Annotated in this window: 23 protein-coding genes, 1 tRNA gene, 2 pseudogenes and 1 riboswitch; of the genes and pseudogenes, 12 read left to right on the top strand and 14 right to left on the bottom strand. The window is 50.2% G+C overall.

From position 1 onward, the window contains the following. Window positions 1-137: 137 nt before the first annotated feature. Window positions 138-3,005, bottom strand: coding sequence for a glycerol-3-phosphate acyltransferase (locus ACKFKH_RS16115; RefSeq protein WP_446859336.1), 2,868 nt, complete (start codon window positions 3,003-3,005; stop codon window positions 138-140). A gap of 184 nt (window positions 3,006-3,189) precedes the next feature. On the opposite strand from ACKFKH_RS16115, the gene ACKFKH_RS16110 reads away from it, so the two are divergent. Further along, window positions 3,190-4,872, top strand: a complete 1,683-nt coding sequence (locus tag ACKFKH_RS16110) for an ABC transporter ATP-binding protein/permease (RefSeq protein WP_446859335.1) — start codon at window positions 3,190-3,192, stop codon at window positions 4,870-4,872. Between the two features lie 11 nt (window positions 4,873-4,883). Here ACKFKH_RS16110 and ACKFKH_RS16105 read toward each other — a convergent pair whose 3' ends face one another. After that, window positions 4,884-5,138 (bottom strand): hypothetical protein, encoded by a 255-nt coding sequence (locus ACKFKH_RS16105; protein ID WP_446859334.1) that lies wholly within the window; start codon window positions 5,136-5,138, stop codon window positions 4,884-4,886. Between the two features lie 198 nt (window positions 5,139-5,336). Continuing rightward, window positions 5,337-5,403, top strand: a riboswitch (Glutamine riboswitch). Window positions 5,404-5,442: 39 nt separating this feature from the next. Between ACKFKH_RS16105 and ACKFKH_RS16100 the strand changes: the two genes are divergently transcribed. From ACKFKH_RS16100 to ACKFKH_RS16060, 9 genes and pseudogenes are all read left to right on the top strand, one after another. Then, the gene (locus ACKFKH_RS16100) at window positions 5,443-5,841 is read left to right on the top strand and encodes a DUF4278 domain-containing protein (RefSeq protein WP_446859333.1); all 399 of its coding nucleotides are present in this window, start codon (window positions 5,443-5,445) and stop codon (window positions 5,839-5,841) included. Window positions 5,842-6,470: 629 nt separating this feature from the next. Then, window positions 6,471-6,839: a 2Fe-2S iron-sulfur cluster-binding protein gene (locus ACKFKH_RS16095; RefSeq protein WP_446859332.1), complete on the top strand. Its 369-nt coding sequence runs from the start codon at window positions 6,471-6,473 to the stop codon at window positions 6,837-6,839. A gap of 6 nt (window positions 6,840-6,845) precedes the next feature. Further along, entirely contained in the window at window positions 6,846-7,346 is a 501-nt protein-coding gene (locus ACKFKH_RS16090) for a thermonuclease family protein (RefSeq protein WP_446859331.1), read from the top strand. Between the two features lie 152 nt (window positions 7,347-7,498). Beyond that, window positions 7,499-7,909 (top strand): hypothetical protein, encoded by a 411-nt coding sequence (locus tag ACKFKH_RS16085; RefSeq protein WP_446859330.1) that lies wholly within the window; start codon window positions 7,499-7,501, stop codon window positions 7,907-7,909. A gap of 7 nt (window positions 7,910-7,916) precedes the next feature. Beyond that, on the top strand, window positions 7,917-8,342 hold the full coding sequence (locus ACKFKH_RS16080; RefSeq protein WP_446859329.1) for a hypothetical protein: 426 nt from the start codon (window positions 7,917-7,919) through the stop codon (window positions 8,340-8,342). 148 nt (window positions 8,343-8,490) lie between these two features. Further along, the gene (locus tag ACKFKH_RS16075) at window positions 8,491-8,667 is read left to right on the top strand and encodes a hypothetical protein (protein WP_446859328.1); all 177 of its coding nucleotides are present in this window, start codon (window positions 8,491-8,493) and stop codon (window positions 8,665-8,667) included. A 53-nt stretch (window positions 8,668-8,720) separates the two neighbouring features. Continuing rightward, the gene (locus ACKFKH_RS16070; protein WP_446859327.1) at window positions 8,721-8,858 is read left to right on the top strand and encodes a hypothetical protein; all 138 of its coding nucleotides are present in this window, start codon (window positions 8,721-8,723) and stop codon (window positions 8,856-8,858) included. A gap of 248 nt (window positions 8,859-9,106) precedes the next feature. Then, window positions 9,107-9,384 (top strand): annotated as a pseudogene (locus ACKFKH_RS16065) (helix-turn-helix domain-containing protein); the annotation flags it as partial. A gap of 550 nt (window positions 9,385-9,934) precedes the next feature. Next, window positions 9,935-10,180 (top strand): annotated as a pseudogene (locus ACKFKH_RS16060) (IS630 family transposase); the annotation flags it as partial. A gap of 71 nt (window positions 10,181-10,251) precedes the next feature. Here ACKFKH_RS16060 and ACKFKH_RS16055 read toward each other — a convergent pair. The 10 genes from ACKFKH_RS16055 to ACKFKH_RS16010 form a co-directional block, all read right to left on the bottom strand. Further along, window positions 10,252-10,322, bottom strand: a tRNA-Cys gene (locus ACKFKH_RS16055). A 56-nt stretch (window positions 10,323-10,378) separates the two neighbouring features. Beyond that, window positions 10,379-11,011, bottom strand: coding sequence for a uracil phosphoribosyltransferase (gene upp / locus ACKFKH_RS16050; protein WP_446859326.1), 633 nt, complete (start codon window positions 11,009-11,011; stop codon window positions 10,379-10,381). A gap of 94 nt (window positions 11,012-11,105) precedes the next feature. After that, the gene (locus ACKFKH_RS16045; RefSeq protein WP_446859325.1) at window positions 11,106-12,347 is read right to left on the bottom strand and encodes a URC4/urg3 family protein; all 1,242 of its coding nucleotides are present in this window, start codon (window positions 12,345-12,347) and stop codon (window positions 11,106-11,108) included. An 811-nt stretch (window positions 12,348-13,158) separates the two neighbouring features. Continuing rightward, complete coding sequence (locus ACKFKH_RS16040; protein ID WP_446859324.1) at window positions 13,159-14,343, bottom strand: LptF/LptG family permease; 1,185 nt, start codon at window positions 14,341-14,343, stop codon at window positions 13,159-13,161. A gap of 28 nt (window positions 14,344-14,371) precedes the next feature. Then, window positions 14,372-15,100 carry an LPS export ABC transporter ATP-binding protein gene (gene lptB / locus ACKFKH_RS16035; protein WP_446859323.1) on the bottom strand — a complete coding sequence of 243 codons (729 nt, stop codon included), beginning with the start codon at window positions 15,098-15,100 and terminating at the stop codon, window positions 14,372-14,374. Window positions 15,101-15,194: 94 nt separating this feature from the next. After that, window positions 15,195-15,758, bottom strand: a complete 564-nt coding sequence (locus ACKFKH_RS16030) for an LptA/OstA family protein (protein WP_446859322.1) — start codon at window positions 15,756-15,758, stop codon at window positions 15,195-15,197. Between the two features lie 200 nt (window positions 15,759-15,958). Further along, window positions 15,959-16,393, bottom strand: a complete 435-nt coding sequence (locus ACKFKH_RS16025; RefSeq protein ID WP_446859321.1) for a DUF309 domain-containing protein — start codon at window positions 16,391-16,393, stop codon at window positions 15,959-15,961. Window positions 16,394-16,603: 210 nt separating this feature from the next. Beyond that, on the bottom strand, window positions 16,604-18,304 hold the full coding sequence (locus ACKFKH_RS16020; RefSeq protein ID WP_446859320.1) for an ATP-binding protein: 1,701 nt from the start codon (window positions 18,302-18,304) through the stop codon (window positions 16,604-16,606). A gap of 23 nt (window positions 18,305-18,327) precedes the next feature. Then, window positions 18,328-19,950, bottom strand: a complete 1,623-nt coding sequence (locus tag ACKFKH_RS16015) for a chemotaxis protein CheB (RefSeq protein WP_446859319.1) — start codon at window positions 19,948-19,950, stop codon at window positions 18,328-18,330. 98 nt (window positions 19,951-20,048) lie between these two features. Further along, complete coding sequence (locus ACKFKH_RS16010) at window positions 20,049-21,191, bottom strand: DUF58 domain-containing protein (RefSeq protein ID WP_446859318.1); 1,143 nt, start codon at window positions 21,189-21,191, stop codon at window positions 20,049-20,051. Between the two features lie 268 nt (window positions 21,192-21,459). Here ACKFKH_RS16010 and ACKFKH_RS16005 point away from each other — a divergent pair, with 268 nt between their 5' ends. After that, window positions 21,460-22,734 (top strand): type IV pilus twitching motility protein PilT, encoded by a 1,275-nt coding sequence (locus ACKFKH_RS16005; protein ID WP_446859317.1) that lies wholly within the window; start codon window positions 21,460-21,462, stop codon window positions 22,732-22,734. A 130-nt stretch (window positions 22,735-22,864) separates the two neighbouring features. Here ACKFKH_RS16005 and typA read toward each other — a convergent pair whose 3' ends face one another. After that, complete coding sequence (gene typA, locus ACKFKH_RS16000; protein ID WP_446859316.1) at window positions 22,865-24,661, bottom strand: translational GTPase TypA; 1,797 nt, start codon at window positions 24,659-24,661, stop codon at window positions 22,865-22,867. Between the two features lie 348 nt (window positions 24,662-25,009). Continuing rightward, window positions 25,010-25,465 carry an EVE domain-containing protein gene (locus ACKFKH_RS15995; protein ID WP_446859315.1) on the bottom strand — a complete coding sequence of 152 codons (456 nt, stop codon included), beginning with the start codon at window positions 25,463-25,465 and terminating at the stop codon, window positions 25,010-25,012. A gap of 131 nt (window positions 25,466-25,596) precedes the next feature. On the opposite strand from ACKFKH_RS15995, the gene ACKFKH_RS15990 reads away from it, so the two are divergent. Continuing rightward, entirely contained in the window at window positions 25,597-26,412 is an 816-nt protein-coding gene (locus ACKFKH_RS15990) for a squalene/phytoene synthase family protein (protein ID WP_446859314.1), read from the top strand. Window positions 26,413-26,426 lie beyond the last annotated feature (14 nt).

Raw genomic sequence — 26,426 nt, 5'->3', positions numbered from 1 at the left:
TGCCTTCCCTAGCCCCCCAAGTTTGAAGGGAACTGGAGTTCTCAAAGTCCCCCAGAATGGGGGATTTAGGGGGCGAGAGGATTCAGCTTCGACAGACCGATTCATAGTCTGATTCAGCAACGCCCATTTCCCATAATCTACAAGATCTCGATCGTGCCTCGTTGTCCGTCGATTCTAACTAGTTGACCATCTTGCAAAATTTGGGTAGCGTTGTGCAGATCCATTACGGCAGGAATGCGATATTCACGAGCGACGATCGCACCATGTGAGAGCCGTCCGCCCACTTCTGAGATCAATCCTCCGGCCCTTGCCAGCAAAGGGGCCCAGCCCGAATCAGTGTAAGGAACCACCAGAATTGTATTGGCATCAATTTCAATTCCTGTTGAAAGCGACCCCTCGCGGGTATCTCGAAGAGATCGCAACACTTTAATTCGTCCTTCGACTTGTCCTGGACTGGCACCAATGCCTTGTAGCTGTTGGGACGATGACCAGTTTTGCAATGTGGGAGTAGGCGGATCTTCGCCATAGACGATCGCGGGGATTTGAGTCAGTTGGCTATCTTGGGTGAACTGCGATCGACGTTGAGCAATTAGACCAGGCAGACGATCTAACATGTCTACATTTGACTGAGCAACTTGACGAACTTCGGCCCACTCCAAAAAGAAGATGTCTCCTACTTCGGTCAGTAAGTTTGACTTGATCCAAAGATCTTCTAACGACACAAAACAACTTCGCAACTCTGCCAGCAGCCGACTATAAACTTCGGTGACTTGCCCTTTGAGATCAAACCGTCGCTGGACACTCGACTTGCCTCGCGTGGGAATTGAAGGCGGCAACGGATCTTGACAAAATTGGGCAAATAGCGATCGAATGCTTTGCGGATCTTCTTTCCAAGTGGGCACTGCAATATCGGTTCCGACTTCGCTGAGATAGCCGTAGCGGTCTAACACTTGCTCAAACTGATCTAACACTTGTCGTCCTTCAGTAGTTTTGGCTAGTTCGTTTAATACATTTTGCCGATCGTTAAGGAGAGGTTGGGCAGTGATTGCAATTTTCTGAAATTCGCGCAGGGCTGACACTTCGGGCGTGTTGCCTTGATCAATTTGATCATCGGAAACTTTGAACATTCCTTTGCGAACGGCTGCACTCAGCGGAGCCAAAATACTGTAATAAGTGGCAATTTTTAACAAGTCTAAAATCAAATCAATTCGGGTCAACAGTTCGACAACAGATAAGTGATTGGGTGGTCGCGTTTGAAGAAAGGGCGAAAAGTGGCGGCGATCGTCTCGCTCAAAGTCTCGTTCTAGTCGTAGTTCTTGACGCACCAGTTTCAAGAGTCCTGGTAAATTTTTGAGTGTCGAAGTCAAAGGTGGTTTGCTAAATTTTGCGCCTCTGGTGAGAAACTCCAAACTTTCGGGGGGCAGTCCCATGCGTAAGAAAATTTGCCCCAGTAGTGAAGCATTGAAGTAAGCCTGAGAATAGTGCAGCGTGGCGGTTTCGGTGAAGTCCAGTCCGGCTGCTCGTTTGCCCAGAACGATCGTAAAAATCTGCCCCCACACGCCACAGGTCAACGGCCGATTGATCGACCAAGTAAGCGGCCGAATCACCCCCGGAATCACCTCAGCCGCAATTTTGCGCGTCCAGATCGGCACCAGCGTTGTAATCGATCGCGCTTGCAGCAACCACAAAGTTTCCCCGTCAAACGTCCATTCAATATCCTGGGGCACTCCTTGAAACTGAGTTTCTAAACGTCTGGCTAACCAGGCGACTTGCTGAATGAGTCGGGATGGAACGTCGCCCGATCCTTCAATTTCTAATAAGCGATCGTTTGGTAAAGTCCAACTCTCTGGCACATCCTGGACTCGAACGCGATAGCTTTCTGGAGTCACTTGCCCCGAAACCACACGAACCGCATCACCGGGAAGGGCTTCGATCGCCACTTCATCCCCTTGTCGAGTCACCGGATCACGACTAAACGCCACCCCCGAATACACGCCGCGAATTTGCTTTTGGATCAAGACGACCATCGAAGCGTCAGGCATTGCGCGATCGCGCCGATATTGCACCGCCGCCGCCTGATCATAAGAAGCCAAACATTGAGCGATCGCAGGCAACAAATCCTCACGGCGAGTGATATTCAGAATCGTCTCATACTGTCCCGCTGCCGACGCAAATTCGGAATCTTCGCCGATCGCGGACGATCTGACCACCAAAGGCTGTGCTTCCGATGGCTGAAGCCACTCGACCAACGGCTGCGGGTCGTCTCCCGGAAACAACACCCACCCCTCCGGCACCGGATAGCCCAACTGTTTGAGGTGTGCCAGCGTCGCCGCTTTTGAGCCTGCCTTATGAGTTTGTAATGGCTGATTGAGAGAAACGATCGCCCGATCGCCGCGAAAAAATTGAAACATCGATTGAGACTCCTGCTGTGCAGTTTCGACTTTGAGATCGAGATCATCGGGAATTTGGGTATAGATCCAGCCCATCAGACAGCCAAGGGCGATCGTCATCACAATCAATGCTGAGTCTTGAGGATGCAGCAGCGCAGTGACTAATGGAAACAAAATCAAAATGGCGGCTCGTCCCTGGTTCTTTTCTCGCAAAATGGTGAAGCCGATGCCTCCAATAATAAAGACCAGAAGGGCAGCGATCGGGTCGTGGGCCACATATCCCCAAACTACATTCGTCGTGCCTGCACCTTTACCCATCCAGAAGCGACCGACAACCAGAGCAATCAGGGCGACGATTTCCCATTCAGAACTCCCCGCAAAGAAAGCCCGCGCTAACAAAACTGCCGCAACGCCCTTAAACGCTTCTGACAACACGGCTAGAATTCCAACCGCCCGCCCTCCATGATAAAAAGCGGCCGAAACGCTAACATTTCCCGTCCCTAGATCTTTGAGTTTTTTGCGAGTCAGCGCATAAGTAATCCAACCAATCAGCGGCAACCCTCCCAACAGCGGACAGAGAATAAATATCAGCAGCGAACCCCAAACTTGCATCATGGCGACACTCACGATCGTTCTTCTTGCAGTCTACGATCGTGCCTCCCCAAATGCTGCAACTTGAGAATTCTTTTGGTTTTCAACACGACTCATTCTGAGGAAACTTGCGACACTTCCCAGAGAGGGTAGAAAATCAGGATTCGTGCTGGCTCGCATTCTCAGCAAACACAAGGACAGTGAACCAATGGATCGATTGAATTTCAAAGTATTTCGGCAGTTTTGGACGATCGCGAAATCCTATTGGTCGAGTGATGAAAAATGGCAGGCGAGAGGATTGTTGCTGGGAGTCGTGCTGTTTTTGCTGGCTTATACAGGGTTAAGCGTCGTTCTCAACAACAAGCGGGGCGTTCTCATCTCAGCGCTGTCGGCTAAAGATGAATCTAGATTTTGGGAAACGGTGATCATCTTTGTGGCTGTGCTGGTGATTTATGCGCCGCTGCTGGCAGGGTATCGGTATCTGCGCGATCGTCTCAGTTTGAATTGGCGACGTTGGCTCACCGATCGCTTTGTTACGAGCTACTTTAGCGATCGCGCCTATTATCTGTTAAACAGTTCAGAACTCAAAATTGACAACCCCGATCAGCGCATTGCCGAAGACGTTCGCAGCTTTACCCAAGAATCGTTGGCCTTTTTGCTGGTACTGGTCGAGTCTGTGCTATCGGTGATTGCCTTTAGCGGCGTGCTGTGGGGCATTTCTAAACCGCTGGTGGTTTTTTTGGTGCTGTATGCCGTCGTGGGGACGCTGGTAACGACCGTTGTGTTTGGCAAACCGTTGGTGCGATTGAACTTTGAGCAACTTAAAAAAGAAGCCGACTTTCGATTTAGTCTGGTGCGAATTCGAGAAAATGCCGAAGCGATCGCCTTTTACCGGGGCGAAGACCGCGAATCTCAACAAGTCAAACAGCGCTTTTTAGAAGTCTTTGAAAACGTCAAGCGGCTGCTGATCTGGGAATTAAATCTAAACGTATTAACCAATGCCTACGAATTCATTCCCTTTATTTTGCCTGCTCTAGTCGTAGCTCCCGCAATCTTTTCGGGCGACATGGAAGTCGGCAAAGTCACCGAAGCTCAAGGCGCATTCATTCGCGTCTTTTTCTCTTTGAATGTCGTTGTGGCAAGGTTTCAAGCGCTGACGACTTTTGGAGCGGGCATCGATCGCCTCTACACATTTGCCGAATTCTTAGAGCAAAAATCAGCCAAAACAGACAAACCAACCATTCAAACGGTGGAAGCCGATCGCTTAGAAATCGCTCATCTCACCCTACAAACCCCCAACTATCAGCGCACCTTGATCGAAGACTTATCGGTGACCGTGCCAACCGGACAAGGGCTTTTGGTGATGGGTGCCAGTGGTTGTGGAAAGAGTTCACTGTTGCGATCGCTGGCGGGATTGTGGGATTCAGGACAAGGAACGATCGTGCGTCCGAGTGCCGATCACATTCTCTTTTTGCCGCAGCGTCCTTATATGGTGTTGGGCAGCTTGCGCGATCAGCTTCTCTATCCCAATCTGACGCTAGAAGTCGAGGAATCGCAGCTAAAACAGGTCTTACAGTTGGTAAATTTGGCGGATTTGGACGATCGTTTTGGGGGCTTTGAGGCAGAGCGAGATTGGTCAGATGTGCTGTCACTCGGCGAACAACAGCGCCTCACCTTTGCCCGTCTGCTCCTCCAAAAACCGGACTACGCCATTCTCGACGAAGCGACTAGCGCACTAGATCCGGGCAACGAAGAAAAGCTTTATCAACATCTGCAAGCGATCGGTCTAACTTTTCTGAGCGTGGGGCATCGGGAAACCTTAATTAACTATCACCCACTCGTTCTCAAACTGTATCAGGAAAAGACTTGGGAATTGGTGGAGAAGGTGTGAGGTTTTGGGTTTTAGGTTTGGGTTTTTGGGTTTGGAATTTCAGGTTTTGGGTTTGGAATTTCAGGTTTTGGGTTTGGAATTTCAGGTTTTGGGTTTGGAATTTCAGGTTTTGGGCTTGGGATTTCAGGTTTTGGGCTTGGGATTTTAAGTTTTGGGTTTGGAATTTTAGGTTTTGGGTTTAACGTGAATTCGATGAAATCTTTCGCTGCGGTTGTTAATCCAGGCAGCCCCCTAAATCCCCCATGAGTGAGGGACTTTGAACCCAAAATCTTGTCTGAAAGTCCCCCAAAATTGGGGGGTTGGGGGGCAGAAGCGCTGAAGAACGAAGCAAAAAAACTTCATCGAATTCACGTTGGGTTTAGATTTTGGGTGAAAGGTGAGTGGGATGAGGACGAGTCAAAACTTAACCTGAGAGGGATTTCACTTTTCTTTTAGAAAACGGTATGATTAGATACAGAAGGAAAAACGTTCATCCCCATCCACAACAAAGTACGGGGACGGAAGTAAGGATCATTCCTGAAGGAACGCGCTTCTCTTCCCCCTCACAACAAGTTACTTCTTGGAGAAGCGATGAAACTCATTTACCGTGGCAATTCCTACGAATACAACGCCGATCGCACCCAATCTGCCCAATCCTTTCGGGCACCCTACACCGTGATGTATCGTGGCGTGACAATGCAGATTGATCCCCAAGCACAAATGCCCGCTCGATCGGAGTCCTACGACCTGAGCTATCGGGGCACTCGTTATCGGCTCGATCGTGACAACCAGGGGCGAGTGAACCTGACCACTCTACCTGCAAACCGAAAACCAACGCAGATTTTTTCACCTCAGCGTGAAGCGGGCAGACTGCATCACACCAATCTGTTAAACAATCTGCAACGTCGACTGCAAGCTGCTCAAGTACAAGGCGATCAAACACTCATTGATCTACTAGAAGCAGAGCGTCGGCAAATCACTTCACTCTAAAGCTGATTCGAGCCAGTTCTATCACACACAACTTTTAGCCTGGCGGTTCAAATCACAGCAACTAGAACAAAATCTGCCATCGCCGACTAACAAAACTTTGGATGAGTTTAGTCAGCGAAGGTAGATTTCGTTGTTTTCAGGCTTTGTTGCATGATTGGAAAAACGGTCAGGGTCGCCTTGAGTTGTGCGAGTATCAAGCTTCAACTTTGTAGCTGTCGGGTTTAGCGATTTGAATCATGCGGTTGAGCGCCGCGGATTTGATGAACCATCAGAGTAAACGCATCTAATTTCCAGAGAATATTTGAAACTCCGAGTTCTCGTTGAAGACGTAGATTTTGACCAGATGCTTATTCTCAATAAGAATAGATTCTTGACAACAGACTAAGCAAAATTGCTTTCAGCGATAGTAGAATATCAGGACTTTCAGCCTTTGGTTATTCTATCTAGACTAGATGCGTTTGCCCTGATGAAAGGACTATTTTAGTTGACGTGAATTTGACAGGATATGATGCCACGACTGTTCCAGCGCGTAAGGGCAGAGGGCGCAGGACTACACTTTGCAGTCACAGGTCTACCACTAGCAGAATTAGCTCATACTGGAAAGAGAGCGTCGAAATTTCTGCAAATTTATGACTCAGTTTCACACCATCCGCGTTTATAACCGCCAAAAAGACACTTACCACACGCTGACTGTGCCAGACGATCGCTACATTCTTCATAGCGCCGAACATCAAGGCGTAGAGCTACCTTTCTCCTGTCGAAACGGAGCCTGTACCACTTGTGCGGTGCGCGTCTTATCTGGGGAACTCTATCAGCCAGAAGCGATCGGGCTTTCGGTCGATCTGCAAAAAAAAGGCTATGCCCTGCTGTGTGTTAGCTATGCACGATCGGATCTCGAAGTCGAAACCCAGGACGAAGACGAAGTGTATGAGCTTCAGTTTGGTCGCTACTTTGGTAAAGGCAGGGTCAGAGTCGGACTGCCACTAGATGAAGAGTAAATCACAATGACAGTCCGCTTCCGTCAAATTTCTCAAAAATTAGGGTTGCTCTTGCTGTGCTTTTTGCTGGGTTGTCAGAGGGCAGAGATGCCCCAGGGTGCGATCGTTCCCGTTGAGTACGTCACTCCGCAGCAAGAACTCGAAGTTGGCGGAATCGCCGGACAGCCAGCCATCACAGAACGAGTAAGACTGGCGGGAATTGTCATTCCAGCTCAAAACCGCAAACCCTGGGGAGAAGCAGCCCAAACTCAACTAGCGCAATTGATCCATCAATCTGTACGGTTAGACTCAGAAGAATCTGCCAGAGACGATCGCGGGCAACGATCGGTCTACGTCTGGTCAAAGGACACGCTGATCAACGAAAAGCTAGTCGCTGAAGGCTACGCTCTGGCAGCTTCCCCCGTCTCAAAGTCACGCTATCAACGTCGCCTCAGTCGCGCCCAAGACCGTGCCAGAATTCTGGGATTGGGGATCTGGAATCCTCAAAATCCAATGAGAAACGAGTGAGAACCAAGCCGTGAAGAGGGGATTTGAGACGCTGAACTTAAGACAGAGCAGAGCTAGTTTGAGATAAGTGAGATCTTGCACCATTCTCAACAAGGCTTGCCAAACGCATCAAAATCTGAAAGAAAGGGCGTAGAAATAAAAATGAGACGGTTATGGAAACCATCGTTAAACATGCCCAATCGCTAGTCTATGGTCTCCTTTGCTGGATGCCTAGTGCCTATCAAAAAGCGAGCCTGAATGCCTTGTTTGGATTATTTCTCGAAGCGCTGGGTCATCCCCTACCTCAGTCTACCCAAGTGAAATCTGCGAGTTCGTTGAGTCGCTTTTTGAACCATTACGCAGGGTCTACGCGCAGTGTGATTCGAGCCACTCAACAAGCCATTTTTGCACAACTGGCACAGCATCGCCCTCGCCGAGATGCGCCGTTGCGAGTGCTGATTGACCTGACGACCTTGGAGAAATGCGGTAAGTTTTTACACAAGATGGCAGAAGTCTCAAACAGCTTTATCGTCACAGCAAACGGGGACAACAGGTCTCTGTTGAAGGCATTTCCTTTGCGCTGACCGTTTCTTGGTTCTGACTCAAACAAGCCAATGGCAAACGAGAACTCAGATTCATCGTGTCCCACTACTCTGGCGTTTGTCTCGTGCGCTTGAGGCACCAAGTTGGGCAATTGAAAGCTTCTTCAAACCCACCAAACATCGGTTTGGACTCCATTGCTTTGGACAATCCACCAAACGTGAGGTCTATCGCTGGCTGGTGCTGTCTCTGATTGCTGATCTCCTCCCCCATTGGATGGTTCAAGCGGCTTCACTGCCACAACTCGATTGGAAGATAGCTTGCGATCTTGCGTTGTCGGGTCTGTTTGCTTCAGTCTTGTGGTTTCGATTGCTGCGCCAGCTTCAATACTCAGTTGTTCTCGCTGCACAGTATGGATTTGAGACCATACTAAAAGCATTGCCAAATCTAGCTTATCGACAATGGTGCAAGATTTAAGTACCTCCTTCTGCTGGCAATCGGACTTCAACCGCAAATGCTCCAACACGCCGTAGACCAAGACGATGCCGCACTCGCAAGCGACAGAAACAATCAGCCGGGCGAATCTTCGTCCAATTCAAAGGAGAAGGATTGAAAAGGAGAAGGATTGAGTCACCTTCGCTTTGGCATGTACTACGACCGCCGCCAACAGCCGATTGTGAAGCAAATGCTAGTTGATTATCAGGCGTACAATGCGATCAAGAACAAGGATGACAGATTCTCACTGGGATTGAGTGTTTTGCGATCGACAAGCTTATCCTGGAAGGAAACCCCCAGAAATTAGTCAAGAAGAATCACTGGAAGTTACAGAACTTGTGGCTGAACTGGTTTTGTGCAATGGACAAGCCAAACGAGTCGCCACTGTCAGATGCTGAGTTTCGCTTTTCCAATGCGGAGTTTGAAGGCTGGTTCAAAGGGCTATACTATGTCGCGCTCAGTACGAGGTTACCCTGGGAAACACACCGTCTTTACTGATACTCACTACAACTAAAAAATGGACTTTTAGAGCATTCTTCTCCATCAACGGTAAAGTAAGAATCTATGCATGAGTGAGCACATGGGGGAGCGCTAGATGATTCCAGCAATTCTCAGTTTGAAACACCCGTACTAAAAACTGGGTTTCCAGATGCAGATCGCTAACGAGAGAATGCGGTTTCAGGTACCTGAATTCTTAAAAAAAGCGAGTTCCTGTGAGAATTGTTCTCATACTGAGAATTGCTGAGATGATTCGGATCGACTTCACACCCGAAGAAATCGCTGAACTGAAATATGAACGCATCACTATCCTCACCCCAAAGTGCAACAGAAAATGGAGGTGTTGTACCTGAAAAGCCAGGGGTTGGCGCATCAAGAAATTCGACGACTGTGTGAGATCAGCAAAACGACGCTGACGGTCTATCTCAGACAGTATCAAGAAGGGAGGATTGAGCGTCTCAAACAGTTGGATTATCACGGGCAACCGAGTTCCTTGAATGCCCAGGCGACGACGGTGGAAACTTACCGAAATTGAGCGGAAAGCCCCTCGCCTTTAGGCATGGGGATGGATAGCGACGGCGCGGTAGCGCCAATCTCTCACGACAAGGAACGCAGAAATTCACGTACAACGTCTGTCTTGGTTCGCTTTGACTTTTTAGCATAGCGCTCAAGTGGTTTCATTTCCTCCTCGGAGACTCTAACGTGAAGTTGTTTTTCAGTCATGCTGTGTACTCATCTGGTACACTCATTCTAGTGGCAAGGTAATCAACCACTTAAAAAACCTGGTTGTCGAAAGACACGCTGCACCTTGACAATTAAATCTATGCGGTTCTACTGCATGGTTCTAGTTCCCTCCTCGCAGTAGGTAAAAGATTTAGAGGAGCTAGACGACCAGCCTTTTGAAGCGAATTGGCTTCAGACCGAAACAGGACTCGCACTCGTGCGAATAGGGTAGGGCATACCCGAATTAACGCTTGGGGAGAATCCCACCTCTGGTCTAGAGACTGCAAGGAATCTAGGTTAAGTGGTTTCGTTGAGCCAAGAATTCCCTCGCCTTGGGGCATGGGGAGTGTCAATTTCAGTCACATCCTCCGCAAACCATTGCCGAAGCCCAAGCGAAGATCGAGGAATTGACGGGAATACGTCACAGTCCGACGCAAGTGAATGCGTTTCTCCAACGGATTGGGATGAGACGATGCAAAGTCGGATTTGTTCCGGGTAAAAGGAGCGATCCAGACAAGTTGCAGGAACAAGAAGTCTTTCATGAGGAGAAGCTAGAACCGTTGCTCGAAGAGGTCAAAGCGGGCAACCAAGCCGTTTTTTGTCGAGGCTGCCCATTCTTTCACACCGGTTAAGCAAGGCTTTTAAGCATTTTCAAAACGTGAAAAATCGAAGGCGGCACTCGGACTCGAACCGAGGGTGAGGATTTTGCAGACCCTTGCCTTACCACTTGGCCATGCCGCCAGATATCTAGCTATTTCCAATCATACCAAACTAGGGGGACGAGTTTTGGCTTTAAATTACTTTGTGCCAAACAGCCGATCGCCCGCATCTCCCAGTCCTGGAATAATATAGCCGTGTTCGTCCAGTTTTTCGTCGATCGCTGCTGTGTAAATCGCAACGTCAGGATGTTGATCGTGGAAGTGGGCAATCCCTTCGGGAGCCGCCAATAAGCAGAGAAACTTCATGGATTTTGGGTTGGTTTGCTTGAGGCGCTGTACGGCTGCGACGGCTGAGTTGCCCGTTGCCATCATCGGATCGACGACCAGCATATCTCGTTCTTCGATGTCATGAGGCACTTTAAAGTAGTACTCGATCGGTACCAGCGTTGTTGGCTCCCGATACAACCCCACATGCCCCACTCTTGCAGAAGGAATCAGTTGCAAGATCCCATCCAAAATTCCTTGTCCGGCTCGCATAATTGACACCACGACCAGCTTTTTGTCTGCTGCCAGGATGGGGGCTTGCATAGCGGCCATAGGTGTTTTGATGGAGCCATACTTTAGCGGCAGATCTCGTGTCACCTCGTAAGCCAACAACATGCTGACTTCGGTCATGAGCGATCGAAACTTGGCGGTGCTGGTTTCTACCCGACGCATCAGGGTGAGTTTGTGTTGGATCAGGGGATGGTTGATGACGGTGACTTGGGGCATGTAGGAGGGAGGACGGAGGAGGGAGGATGGATGAAGGATGAGCGGCAGGAGGTTGCTGAATCTTTTGGGTTGATTTGGGATTCGGGAGATAACTTTAGAAGACAGTGCCGTCGCTTTCGATTTGGAGGGGGGGAGGGCCGCCAGGTCTTAGGGTTGCGGCGATTTTGCGTCCGGCTGTCCAGGTGCCGCCTTGTAGGATTTTGACGAGGGGGAGGTCGGCTTCGGTCAGGGTGAGTTGTTGGCGCAGGGTGGTGGCGATCTGGTCGAGGAGGCAGACCGTTAGGGCACGCCATTCGATGATGACTTCTGAGCTGGGGGCATGTCGCTGGTGCCAGATTTCGTCATTTTTGACTTGTAGGAGTCCCAGGTCGAGACACAGGCCGCCGTTGCGGTATTCGGGTAGCCCAGTCATTTGGTTGAGGTCGGTGATTTCTAGACCGAGTTCCTGTAGAGGTTCTAGTAGAGAATAGGCGAGCCACTGAGAAAGTTTGTGAAAGGGGACTAGCTGGCTGGAAGGGTCTACGTTGGGCAGGGCGGAATGGTGCCAGACATCGCCTAGATTGACTTCTGAGAGGGTAATTCGTCCGGGCCAGATTTCGCTCAGTCCTTGCAGAATGGCACTCAAAACTGTGGTGGCGGATAGCTTGTCTGAGGGCGCTTGCTCTAGCAGATAATCCACCAGATTGCCAGGACGCGCTTCTTGACCAAACAATTCAGGAGCGTTTTGTAGGGTTTGACCTAATTTTTGCAGGAGTTGCGATCGCCCTTCCAGTCCAACTAATGGATTTTCGGTCGTTGCTTGAAACCCGATCGCGAGGGATTCGGCGGTCACCTGTTGGAGGGCTGTGGCATCGGTTTGATAAGGGTTGTCTGGATTGCTGGAGAATGCGCCCTGACAAAAGAGATGAAAGCTGGCAATGGCTAATCCTTCTGATCGTCCCCAGACTTGCCCGGTGTCTGATTCAAAATAGTGCCAGCGATCGCCTGCTCCCGCATCCAGTAACACACTGGGAATGACGAGATCGAATTTTGCTTTGGCTTTTTCGAGTTTGGACAGATTTTCTAGAGCGCGATCGAGTCTGTCTACCCGTGAGATATCTCCAACTTCAAAGTGTCGCCAACGGCTGTGAAAGGGAATTTTTAGGTCAGGATACTGTTCTTTTGTTACCTGTAACACGTAGTCAGCTACCCGATCTAAATGCGTCAAATCACAGCGAAAATGCTGCAACTGATCGGATTGTGCCAGTGTGAACAAGATGCCGCAGCGATCACGAATGGTTTGGGGAGAACGTAGGAGGGCGATCGGAGAGCGATCGTCAAGCTGAACGGTTTGCATGGGGAAGGCGATCAAATTGACCCTGAGTGGAGCCTATTGTACCTCAGAAGTTCCAGGCGATTTGTCAGGGATGAGGAATGTGATTGGAACTGGTTTTAACGAGACGTGAATTCGACGGAATCTTTCGCTGCGGTTGCAGATCCGGGAACGCCCCCTAACCCTCCATTCTGGCGGACTTTGAATCGTTGGTTTCCCTTCGCATTGGGGGCACACGTGATTTAGCAATGCCCGATTTCCAGGGGGCGATCGATTCGATTGGTAGCGTTGGATCGTGAAGAGCAATGCAGCAGATCACGCGCAAAGGCGTTGCTAATTAGAGAGATGAATCTGTGGGAGGTGTCCATCTTTTCGCCCCCTAAATCCCCCATGCTGGGAGACTTTGACAAAGGAAAGATTTCCAAAGTTCAAAGCCATGACGACGGCTCAAAGTCCCCCATTTTTGGGGGATTTAGGGGGCGAAGGATCTGTAGCCTTAACAAATTGATAATGAAAGATCAACTTGGTATTAGACCAGTTGTTATACCAGGTTGAAAATAAGCTGCAACCAATTGATCAGTCAAACTTAGTCAAAGTCCCCCAGACTGGGGGATTTAGGGGCGAGGATCTGTAGCAAGTAACCGTTGATTTGGGATTACGCATGGCGGACTTTCCCTCTTGGTAGAATGAATCAGCTCTACCAAGAGTAGGGAGCTTTGAACCAAAAGTCTTCTCCTAAAGTCCCCCAGAATTGGCCGCTTGGGGGTAGAAGCTCTGAAGGACGCAGTTTGAGAGGCTACTTTTAGCTGTTGATTCAACCTACTTTGGACAAGCTTTACCGGGCAGCCCGAAACAGCAAAAATCCCGCCGCGGTCAGTCCCAGAGCCGTGGGCAACCAAGCAGCCACGTAGGGAGATAGCACTTGTAGCAGCCCCAAAGAATCGCAGATAAAAGAGAGCAGATAGTAGGTGAAGATGATAATCACACTAATTGCAAAACTTGTACCCCTGCCGCTTCTGCGTTGAGGACTGGTTCCCAGAGTCGCCCCCGTCAGACCAAATACCAGACACACAAACGGAAAAGCCAGCTTCTGGTTGATACGAAGCCGCACCTTTTGAGACTCTTTCTCATCACCGCTCTGGGTTACGATATCCAACGAATTGCGTAGCTCTGCAATATTCATCTCGGCAGAGTCTTGTTTGCGGTTTGCTAGATCGAGCGGTGTGCGGGGGAGTTGAATCTGTTGACGCTCAAACTTGAGAATGTTGCGATAAGAACCGTTGGGGTCAATGATGTAGATCGTACCGTTGGCAAAGTCCCACAGATTCTTGACGGGATTCCAGGCGGCTGACTCGGCGGCGACAATTTGGTTTAACCCGTTTTGAGAAAAGTCCAGTACCGTTAAGCCTTTCATCTGACGACCATCAAACCGTCGTGCGTAAAAGATGCGATCGAGAACCTGCTCGGTTTCGCCGTCTGCCGCTCTGGGTTTACGAAACTGCTGAACGAGAATATTTTTGCGCTCTTTGAATTCGGGTTGTTCTTGATTGAGGGCCCGATCGAGCGTCAAAGAAGCTTGATAGTTCGCGGCGGGCACGATCGCTTCGTTAAAGCTAAAGGTCAAGGCAGTGACGAAAAGACTCAGCACGATCGTCGGCGCGATCAATCGATAGACACTGATCCCCGCACTCCGCAGTGCAATCAACTCACTGTCAGTCGAAAGTCGGCTGTACACCATCAACGTCGCCAACAAAGTCGCCATCGGAAACGCCAAACTGACGAAATAGGGCATCCTCAGCAAAAACACCCGGAAGGCCAGTGAGAAAGGCAGTCCCGCTTCGGTTACTTTGCGAATCAGATCAAATAGCGCCCCAACCGACACCAAAATCGAAGAAAATGCAGCAACTCCAAACAAAAAAGGAGACGTAAGCTGACTGGCGATATAGCGATCGAGTACCGACAACCCCAACAGCCGCCGTACGGGACGAAATGAATTTTGCTGAGATAGTCCTGGCGACATGGGCGGGGAAGTGAGGAGTGAGGAGTGGTCAGGGTTGGAAGTTGTCTCCGAGGTAATATTGTCTGACTAAGGGGTTGTTGTAGAGTTCTTCGGCGTTGCCAGAGGCAAGGATTTGACCGTCGCGCATGATGTAGGCTCGATCGGTGATGGCCAGCGTTTCTCTAACATTGTGATCGGTGATCAGAATTCCCATTTGGCGATCGCGCAGTTGAGCGACGATTTCTTGGATTTCGGCGACAGCGATCGGGTCAACTCCGGCAAAGGGTTCATCGAGCAGCAGAAATTTTGGGCCTTCAACTCCTGATGCTAACGCTCTGGCTAATTCTGTGCGGCGACGTTCTCCTCCGGAGACTTGAATCCCTAGTGTAGAAGCGACTTTTTCGAGCCGAAATTCTTTGAGCAGACTGCTGAGGCGATCGTTCCATTGCCATTGAGGGACGTTGGTCTGCTCCAGCACTAATTGAATGTTTTCCTGAACAGTGAGATATCGAAAAATGCTGGCCTCTTGCGCCAGATAGCCGATCCCCAATTTTGCTCGCTGGTTAATGGGCAGAGCGGTAATCTCACGATCGTTGAGCCAAACCCGTCCGCTGTCTGGTTTTTCTAAACCTGTGGTGATGTAGAAGGTCGTGGTTTTTCCGGCTCCGTTGGGCCCAAGCAGTCCGACGATTTCTCCTTGCGAGACCGAGAGGCTGACTCGATTGACGATCGCCCGTGGCCCATACGACTTATGAATATTCTCTAGTACAATCCTCACAAACTCGCTCCTTCAAATAGCCCAACCGGGAGTCTGGGATGTCTCCGTGGCTCCATTCATTCCTGAGTGACAATTTTCTGTTAATTAAAAGATTCTAGCGCTTGGTAGAAGCGGGTGTCTGAAACTGTGGCTTTGAGTCAAAAGGAGCGGCGGCGGCGGGTGGAGGAGCGGTGGGGGCAGCAGCAGACGGGGCAGCGGGGGGCACAGGCGGCACATCTTGAACCAGATAAATCGCTTCGACCTGCTTGTTGGAGTCTGGCAGCGCCTCAAATCGCCCCTCATTGACCAGGTAGGTAATCGTTTCACCCCGCAAACTGTTGCCCTGTTGCAGCACGTAGACATTTCCAGTCAAGACAATTCGATTTTCTTTGCTAAAAAAGACAGCCTGGGCGGCCGTAGCTTGAATCTGGCGAGACGGATAGTTGATCTGGACGTTTCCTCTGGCGACGACGACTCCAGTTTTGGCATTGGCCACGGTGCTATTGGCCCGCAGCGTCAAGGGTTGAGAAGGTGCAGCCGCTTGAGCAACGGCCGAGCCAGGGCGAGTAGGAACGGCATCAGCAGCCCGATCGACCACAGCAGACCCAATCATCAACGTTGCAGACAGCAGCAGGGCCAAGCGCTGAAATGAGAAGCGGAAGACGGGTAAGAATGTCATGATGGCTACAGCAAGCAGAGGATAGAAAGCGGCGTAAACTTGGCGAATCGTCTCGAATATATCACTATCAGCAGGTTAATCACTCTTACCTGAGCGCGACAGATGTAGTTTTTGGCAGACGACCCCTTGCGGGTATCTCAAGGAGATCGACTCCCATATATGACGTGCGACAGATTGAGAAGTTGCTCTACTGTATCAAGTCACTCTACAGCCGATCGCCCAAGCTTCTGGATTGTTGGCTGACGAAGGAAGACTTTCTGCGATTCGTGGTCAGAATCCGCGTCAAAAGAAGGTGTCAATACAATATCTTGAATGCAGTTGCTTCCGGCTAGTTGCAAGGCTGACAACAGTTCGACAGATCGATCAACCAGATCCCCGACATCGATCCCGGCATGGTCTTCTGGATATTTGCACAGTCGATTGGCACCTTCTCCCAATAAAATGACTGCCCCACGCCAGTTTTGGTTACCTAGGTGGTAGAGGGCGACCGCGATCTGGAGAATTCCCTGGTAAAAATTTTTCTCTAAGGGAGGGGCTTCGATCCAGATGGCTTCTAGGGTGTCGTGACAAGCATAAAACTCGCCCTGATTAAACTGTTCAACCCCTTGCCAAAACTCTTCAGGTATGTCGCTCATGGGTCACTCAGGATCGCGAATTAAATAAGATCGTTTATCGCCAAGCTACTTCGCCCCCTAGATCCCCCATTCTGGACGACTTTGAGATCAAAAAAATTCTGGAATTCAAAACGGGTTCGAGCTTCAAAGTCCCCAAATTTGGAGGATTTAGGGGGCTGCAACCCATTGAAACGAAGCCAAAATCAACTGACCGAGCACATTTAGAGAATTTTAGGTTAATAAATTCGCGCCACTCAGCAATAAAGGCAGGTTGACGAATAGAGTGGTGCCTTGCCCTTCTCCCGGACTTTCTGCCCAAACAGTGCCCTGATGAAGCTCGACGAGATGACGAACGATCGCCAATCCTAATCCCAACCCTTGACTGATTGTAGTGTCAGATGCTCCCTGCCGAAATCGCTCAAAGATATGAGGTAGAGCATCTGCCGCAATGCCGCGCCCCGTGTCGATCACTCGAATCTGAGCTTGCGTCTCTACTGTGTCTAGCGTGACTTCGACTCGGCCGCCCGAAGGAGTGAACTTAATCGCATTTTGCAGCAAATTGCCCAGCACTTGATTTAGGCGATCGACATCACCCGTTACCGTAACCGGAGCGAGGCGAGACGTAATCTGAATGTTTTTTTCCTCAGCAGATGGGTGAATGGTGGCGATCGCCGTGTCTATCAGCAAATTCAGATTGAGGGGTCGAGTCTCCAACTTGATCTTGCCACTTGTAATGCGGGCGGTATCGATCAAACTTTCGATTAGTTGAGATTGCGATCGGGCGCTGCGTTCGATCACATCCAATGCGCGGGTGATTTTTGCTTCGTCGAGTCTACGAAGTTTGAGCAGTTGAACGTAGCCCAGAATGGCGCTGAGTGGATTGCGGAGTTCGTGAGAGACGGTGGACAAAAAGACATCTTTTTCTCGGTTAGCAGCTTCAGCGACATTTCGGGCAGTTTCCAGGATGGCTGCGCTGCGTTTGAGATCATTGATATCAATCAAAATCAAGACTGCGCCATCGATTTGATTTTCGATCGTGCGATACGGGCGAATCCGCAAGTTATACCAGTGTCCGTCTTGAGTTTGCAATTCAAACTCCTGGACAGTGAGCGTCTCAATCACCTCGACGATCGCTCGTTCTAGATGGGGAAGGTCAAGATTGGGTCGAATGTCGTTAAAGGGTCGCCCAATATCAGTGGCAATTAGATTAAACAGGCTCTGAGCCATTGGGGTAAACCGTCGAATTCGCAAATCGCTTTCGAGCATGACGATCGGAATATTGATTCCGGACAGCAGATTTGTCAGATCGTTGTTGACTTGATAAAGGGCCAGATTGCGGCTGCGAAGCTCTTCGTTGGTGGTATTGAGTTCCTCATTGGTCGCTTGAATCTCTTCTTTTGCTGTCTCAAGCTCCTCATTAGTGCTTTGCAACTCCTCATTGCTCGACAAAATTTCCTCGTTGGCGATGCTCAAGTCTTGATTGACATTTTCATGCTCCTGAACGATCGCTTGCAGATATTCCTGGGCGATCGTGCGCTCCTGATTAGCGATTTCCAGGGCTTGTCGAAGCTGGATCACTTCTCGCTCTGAGTCTGTCTGTTCTAATTGTGGAGAATTGATGATCAAGGGTGCGATCGCAGGTGCAACGGGTTGAAATAGCACGAGAAAATAAGGTTCATCGGCGATCGGCGCTCTAAAAGGAATCACCTCAAGATTGACCAAGCCGGAATCTGCATCAGCGTCAATTTGTAGTCCGTTTTTTTGAGCGGGAGCATTCTGACTTTTGGCTTGATAAATGGCGGCTTGCAGCCCGACAACCAGCCCTTCTCGCACCATTTTGAGCAAATTTAGGCTGGCTTTTCCGGGGGCAAATCTGAGATAGCGGCTGGTTTCTCCTCGAATCTGTAAAACCTCTAACTTGGAATTGATCAAGACTCCGCTCGGAGCAAACCGTTCTAAAGTAATTCGATCGGCTTCTTTGAGCAGGTCAAATGGCGCGATCGGTGATCGATCGATCGATCACCGATCGGCTGATGGGCAGTGTCTTTGATCATGGGATACTTGCTCGTGACAAACGAAAAACTGGGGCGAGTCGCTGTCAGCTTTTTAGAATAAATTTTGTACTTCCGATTCTCTAACCCAAACAAATCAGAAAACTGACCAATACTCTCAGACGTGCCCAGCAGCAAAAAGCCATTTGTCCTGAGTCCATGATGAAAGATGGGAATCACCTGCTTTTGCAGCGTCTCGCCCAGATAAATCAGCACGTTGCGACAGCTAATCAAGTCGAGGTGAGAAAACGGCGGGTCACGGCTCAAATCTTGTCTGGCAAAAATACACCGTTCTCTGACAAGCTTACTGATCTGATAGCCACCTTCGACCTCAAAAAAGAACTTGCTGCGCCGCTCTGGTGAGACATCCGCCATCTGACTCTCGCGATAAACGCCCGATCGAGCCGTATCGATCGCCCCTTGACTAATATCCGTTGCAAAAATCTGAATTTGAGGATTAATGCCAGCATCCTGCAAAAATTCTAAAAGGCAGATGACGATCGAGTACACTTCTTCACCCGTCGAGCAGCCGGGTATCCAGATCCGAATCGGGGAGTCAGCTTTGTGTCGCGTAATCACCGGAAACACTTGCTTTTTGAGCGCTTCAAAGGCTTCGGGGTCACGAAAAAAATGCGTCACATGAATCAAAATTTCTCGATAGAGCGCCTCGACTTCAGTAGGGTTGTCTTGCAAATATTGGACATAATCCTCTAGCCGTTCCAATTTATAAACCAGCATTCGTCGCTGAATCCGGCGATCGAGCGTCTTGGGTTTGTAGTGCGTAAAGTCAACGCCCATGCGCGATCGCAGCAGCCCAAACAAGGTAGACAGCGCATCTTCACTATTTGGCAAAGAAACCACCGTTTGCAGCGGAGCCGAGACAAAGGGGTGACGGCTGAGGTTGGACAGTTCTGCGGCGATCGCGCTCGGAGTCATCACAAAATCGACATGCCCAGTGGCGACGGCGGTATTCGGCATACTTTCGTTTTTCGCCGTTCCTTCACATTGAGCAAACGTCACGCCGCCTGCTGCTTTGATTGCGTCAATGCCCACCGATCCATCTCCATCGCCACCCGACAAAACGACCGCGATCGCAGTGTGTCCTCGATCCAGGGCCAATGATGTAAAAAAAGCGTCAACCGGAAGATAAGTCCCCCGAATTTTTTCGCGCGGCATCAGTCTCAGTGCCCCTTCTACCAGCGTCATCTTAGTATTGGGCGGAATAATATAAACCTGATTGGGTGCGACGATCGTGCCGTCTTGCGCCTCACTCACAGGCATCGAGGTCGTTTTGGTCAAAAGCTCAGTGAGCAGGCTCTTTTGATAAGGCGCTAAATGTTGGATCAGCACAAATCCCATGCCTGTGTCGGTTGGCAAATGACTCAGCAACTCACTAAAGGCTTCTAAACCGCCTGCCGAAGCGCCAATCCCGACGATCGCAAAGCGTGCGGATGAATCCGAATCATCTCCAGAAGCCACTTGAGAAGAATCAAGCTGAGAGAATTCGGAGAAAGAATCAGAATTCATACAATGCAACGAAGATTGAGGCTAGAGCGTCGCCTCTTTAACTTGAAGGGTGTCTTCACATTAGCGGATCTGAAGCCAGAAAATTGTGTGCTTTGTTTTTAGAAGCGATCGAGCGCGTCTTGAAGCTGAGATTGAAGGGAGCGATCGTCTCGAATCAAAATGCCAGGAGCCAAAGCTTTTTCTTTTAACGCTGACTGCCACAGTACCCAGCGGCTCCCCTGGGGCAACCCATCCAGACTGAGCGGATTTTGGGTCAGCCAAATGAGCGGTAAGGTTGGCAGATCGCCCCGCAAATTTTCTTCGCCTGCATCGGTGACCGCCAGAGTTTCCAAAACCCGCTGTTCGCCTTGAATTAGACCTGTGGCGGCTGTCCAGAGACGGATGTTGAAATTTTGGTGAGCGGCATAGAAGTAGAGTGAGGCAGCCGCGATGACGGCCGATTCAAACGCTTCGTGCTCCCAGGTGGCTCCGCTGTCCAGACAGACGATAACTTCTTGACCTCCGGTAAAGCGTTCGAGTTCGCGAATTCGCAGTTCTCCATAGCGGGCACTGGTGCGCCAATGAATTAGACGAGTCGAGTCACCCCAGCGATAGGGACGCAGCGATCGCGTCAATCCTTCACTCGCAGTCTGAGCGCGACGATCGCTGTTAATTTGCAAACTCGATTCTCGACCGATTTCATCCACGAGCGGGCAGCGCGTTAGCGGTAAGACAGTTGGATACACGATCGCCGTTGCCTTTACCGTCTGGCTGCGTCGCCCCCAAAATAGCCCCAACGGAGCCGCCGATCGCACCTGAACCGTTTGCCAGCGATAAACTCCGCGTCGCTGCGTGGGCTGCTGATAGACCCAATACTGCGGATTTTCGACATTTACCGTCTCGATCACTTTGCTGACTGGTTCTCCCAATACATGAGGAATCAAATCGTGAATTTGCAGCAGGCTTTTGGGCTTGGCGGCTGTGTTTTGAATCAACAACTCGATCGTCAGGTCGTCTCCCGCGCTAACCGGATAGATTGGACGACGCACAATCTGAATGCCCCGCAGATTTTGGGCCGAGAGGAAGGCTGCGATCGCCAACAGCGCCACCGTCACCCCACTGATTACATACAGCCAGCCCGCCAGCGTATTTGTCGCCGCCATAAAAAAGAACAAAGCCAACCCACCCAGCACCCAACCGCTATAGGCAGGGGTCAACCAGTGAGTTTCTAGCCAGTGTGCGAATCGAGTTTGCAAGCTCATTCTCAATTTATTCAAAGAGTCTTCATAAAATATTCACAAAATACTCAAGAGATAGTCACAAATCTTCTTAAATTTCTCTCGTTTCAGGCTTTATCTTGCCCCTGAATAGACAATAATCGTAAAAAACATGAGTGACAGGATTTATAGCCGATAGAATTTTAGGTACATTCGCAAAAGCTAGAAAATCTTTGAGTTGTCCGATAAAATTTGTGGACGCTCAAACTAGTCCGGTCAGGAGCTTACTTTACTGGAACCCGCCTGATTTATTATGACCAACTCCAACCCTTTAGACGAGAAAGCGAAAAGAGATATGCCAATGCAGGGCGTTCCTTCCCCTCGATCCCAGGCTGATTCTGTTCCGCCGCCACCGCCTCCCGTGCAGTTAGGAACACCTAGAGCCAAACCGATCGGGGGAATTTTGACGATCGAGCAAATGGTCAAAGAAGCCCATTCTCGACAAGCTTCTGACATTCACATCCGCGTGGGTGAGCCGCCTCGATTTCGGGTGCGGGGGCAAATTACGCGCGTCGGCGAGCAGGCCTCTGTCAGCCCAGAATTGTTTAAGCGATACCTGGAGGAAATTCTCAACCCTGAGCAGCGTAGACGGTTTGAAACTGAACAAGAATTGGATACGGCGATCTACTATCCAGGGTTTCTGCGCTGTCGGGTCAACTGCTTTGAAACGCTAACAGGTGGGGCGATCGTGCTGCGTCTGATTTCTCTGGATGTGCCGTCGATCGATGGGTTGGGGTTGCCCCCCGTTCTCAAACATCTGGTTACCTATCCCCAGGGGTTGATTTTGGTCACGGGCCCGACTGGATCAGGGAAATCGACCTCGATCGCCGCGATGATTCGAGAACTCAACGAGTCAGACAGTCGGCATATTGTGACGATCGAAGATCCGATTGAGTACGTTCACGCTTCTAACAAGTGTCTGATCAGTCAGCGAGAAGTCGGACTACACACTCACGAGTTTCACCAGGCGCTGCGGGCTGTACTGCGGGAAGATCCTGACGTGATTCTAATCGGGGAAATGCGGGACAGAATTACCGTCGATACGGCGCTCAAAGCTGCTCAGACCGGGCACCTGGTTTTGGGAACGCTGCACACCAAGAGCGCGATCGGGACGGTCAATCGTCTACTCAACATCTACAACCCTGACGAACAGGCTGCGATGCGGACTCAGATTCTAGAATCGCTAATCTCGGTGGTTTCGCAGCAGTTGTTGCCTACCACAGACGGCAGACGGACGGCAGTCCACGAGATCTTGCTCAACACTCCCGCGATGCAAGATTATCTGCTCAAAGGTTTAGAAACTGATGCCTTCCAGCTCATGGAGACCGATACCAATGAAGGAATGCAGGTGATGAATCAAGCCCTGTGTGAACTGATCCTGTTGGGTCGAATCAGCCCCGACGATGCGGTCAAAGCCTCGCCAGATGCGGGAGATCTGCGCCGACGAGTTCGCAACGAAGGGTACGATCCGGGACGATCGTCCAATCGCGAGTTTGACCCGACGGCACGAGAATACAATCCGGTGTAGCGGCTGGAATAAATTCAGACAACGAACACAAACAAACAAACAACAAAAGAAGGGACGGATCGCAAATTTGCTGAATCTGTCCCTTTTGAGTTTTTGAGGCAAGAGGCGATTTGAGTATCGCCCTACTCAGTTATTTTTTCGCCAGCTTTTTAGCTTTAGCGATCTTTCTCAACCGAATCGAGGCAGGCGTGACTTCGAGCAGTTCATCGCCGCCGATGTATTCTAGAGCGCGTTCTAGACTCATGTCGATCGGTTCTTTCAACTGCACCAATTCTTCGCCCCCAGAAGCGCGGTGGTTGGTTAGCTGTTTGGTTTTGCAGACGTTTAGCTCCAGATCTTGAGGGCGATTGTGTTCGCCGACGATCATGCCTTTGTAAACCTTGGCACCTGGACGGATAAAGAACACGCCGCGATCTTCCGCATTCTGCATCGAGTAGAAGGTGGCCACGCCTTCCTCAAAGGAGGTCATCACGCCATTGCGACGAGTTTCGATATCGCCACTGAGCGGACGGTAATCAAGGAAGCTGTGGTTCATGATGCCTTCACCACGAGTCATCCGCATAAACTCACCCCGGAAGCCAATCAGCCCCCGTGCCGGGATTACAAACTCCAACTGAGTGCGAGAATTTGCGCCCACCTGCATGTCTTGCATTTCACCTTTGCGCTGACCCAGGCGCTCAATACAGCCGCCCACCGCTTCTTCGGGTACGTCTAAGACGAGGGTTTCGTAAGGTTCGCAAGGCTGACCGCTGACTTCGCGGAAGATGACTTGCGGCTGAGACACCTGAAACTCATACCCTTCTCGGCGCATGGTTTCGATCAAGATGCCCAGGTGAAGTTCGCCCCGCCCTGAAACGGCGAGTTTGTCAGGAGAATCGGTTTCCTCAATTCTCAAAGCCACGTTGGTTTCGAGTTCGCGGAAGAGACGATCGCGTAGCTGTCTTGAGGTGACAAAATCGCCTTCCTGACCTGCAAAGGGGGAATCGTTGACCGAGAAGGTCATTTGTAGGGTCGGTTCGTCTACTTTGATCAAGGGCAGCGCTTGCGGATCGTTGGGATCAGTAATCGTTTCACCGATGTTGGCATTAGCAAACCCAGCCACCGCAACCAGATTTCCCGCTGTGGCTTCTGCGATTTCGATCCGCTTGAGACCTTCAAAACCCATCAGCTTGGAGATTTTGGACTTGACGATCGCGCCTGTTTCGGTGACGATCGCGGCCTGCTGACCCATGCGAATTGTGCCGTTGTGGATCTTGCCGATCACAATCCGACCCAGGTAATCTGAGTAGTCGAGCGTCGTGACTTGAAGTTGTAAGGGCTTTTCAGGATCGCCCACAGGTGGCGGAACGTGGCGCAAAATCGCCTCAAACAGCGGCTTCATATCGGGCGATTCTTCTTCGAGGGTGTCTTTGGCAAACCCCGACAGACCCGACCCAAACAGGTAAGGAAACTCGCACTGATCGTCATCAGCCCCCAGCTCTAGAAAGAGATCCAGCACCTTATCAACGGCGACGTGAGGATCGGCACGCGGGCGATCGATTTTGTTGACGAAGACGATCGGGCGCAGCCCTTTCTCTAGTGCTTTCTTCAACACAAAGCGGGTCTGAGGCATCGGGCCTTCGTTGGCATCGACGATCAGCAAACAGCCATCTACCATGCCCAACACGCGCTCTACTTCTCCGCCAAAGTCAGCGTGTCCGGGCGTATCGACAATATTAATCAGCGTCTCTTTGTAGCGGACAGCCGTATTTTTGGACAAAATGGTAATGCCTCGCTCCCGCTCCAGATCATTAGAGTCCATCACGCAGTCCGGAACGGCTTCCCCTTCGCGGAACGTGCCAGCTTGCTTGAGCAGTGCATCGACGAGAGTTGTTTTACCGTGGTCAACGTGGGCAATAATCGCAACGTTGCGAATCGGGAGAGTCATAGGAAGGTTCCTGCGAAAAGGATTAGGGAAGTCTGCAATAGGGTTGGGATCTTCTTTATAAAAACGCAGATGAAGCGAACACAGTAAAGAAGCCTTAACAATTCTATCTTAGCGGTTACAAAAACAGATGAAGTGTTAAGCGTTGCCTTGGGCTTTTGTAAAACAGATCGATTTGTCGATTTGTCGATTGACTCCATCTCTTGATCTCTGGACACAAGAGACGATCGAGCAATTTCGGTGAGGGTGAGTAACCATTCTTTCGCTTTGGGTGCAGAAGGGCTTTTGTTGGGTTTCGCTCTGCTCAACACCAACCTACAGAAAATGAGGAGGTGCAGGCACCCGAGGCATTTACTCAGGCACGATCGTCAGAATCTTTTTAGCTACCGCTTCAGGAACTGGCATTACGGAAAGTCGATTGCCCTGACGCACGACGAGCAATTCATCTGAGGTGAACGTCGATCGCAGCATTTCTAAAGAAACTAAATCGGGCAATTCTTCGACAAATTCCACACAAACGGTTTGCCATCGGGGAGAATCTTGCGTTGATTTTGCGTCGTAATAAGGGCTATCAGGATCAAACTGCGTTGGGTCAGCAACCTCTGATTTGATGACTTTCATCACACCTGCAATCCCCGGAGGCAGCGTGTTGGAGTGGTAAAAGAAGACCAGATCTCCAGACTGCATTGATCGCAAAAAATTTCGCGCTTGATAGTTGCGGACTCCATCCCAAATCGTTTGACGATCGCGCTTGAGGTCAGCGATCCCATAGACATTGGGTTCAGATTTCATTAACCAATAATTCATGACAAAAATAGTGAAAATTGTGCGATCGAAACCAGTTGCTTTAAGTCAGTTAAGAACGGTGCTTTCTAACGTAATCGCCATTTTTAGATCACAACCTGCTATAAAGGTTTCGAGAGAGGAGTGAACACAGCATGAACCCACGTAAAGACGCTTTAGAGATTCTGAAAGAGACCAGTCGGACTTTTTTTATTCCCATCAGTCGTTTGCCTTCAGGTCTTCAAGAAGCCGTTGCATCTGCTTATTTATGTATGCGGGCGATCGACGAAATTGAAGACGATCCCCTGCTTGAAAATGCGACTAAAGCCAAAATTTTACGGGAAATTAGTCTCACTTTGCAGTCAGGAATCGACGGATTTGGAGAAGATGCGTTCAAATCTGCGTTTGGTGAATCGGTCGATCGCTTGCCAGAGGTGTCGCTGAGAATTGGAGAATGGGCAACCCTGGCTCCCAACTCGATTGCGCCGCGCATCTGGGAAGCCACCGCTGCAATGTCCGATCGCATGGCGCACTGGGCCGACTGCAACTGGAAAATTCAAACCGAACAGGATCTCGATCGCTATACTTTTAGCGTAGCGGGTTCGGTGGGTCTGCTGCTCTCAGATCTGTGGGCCTGGTATGACGGCACGAAGACCGATCGAGTTGAAGCGATCGGCTTTGGTCGAGGGTTGCAGGCGGTCAACATTCTTCGTAACCACAGTGAAGACTTGACGCGCGGCGTTGATTTTTACCCAGACGGCTGGACGAGCGATGATCTGCAAGCCTATGCCCGTCGCAACATTCAGTTAGCCGATGCCTATACTGCTTCGCTGGTTTTGGGTAGCCCTGCAATGGACTTTTGTCAAATCATTCTCGCGCTGGGTCACGCCACCCTCGACGCAATGCTGCATGGATCTGAAAAGCTGAGTCGCAGTCAGGTCTTAGCTCTGGTGCAACAGATGACGAGCTAGAGAATTGAGGCAAG

It is taken from the genome of Phormidesmis sp. 146-20 (assembly GCF_052939475.1).
The sequence above is the reverse complement of the archived record's forward strand: the minus strand, read 5'-3'. Positions and strand labels throughout refer to the sequence as shown.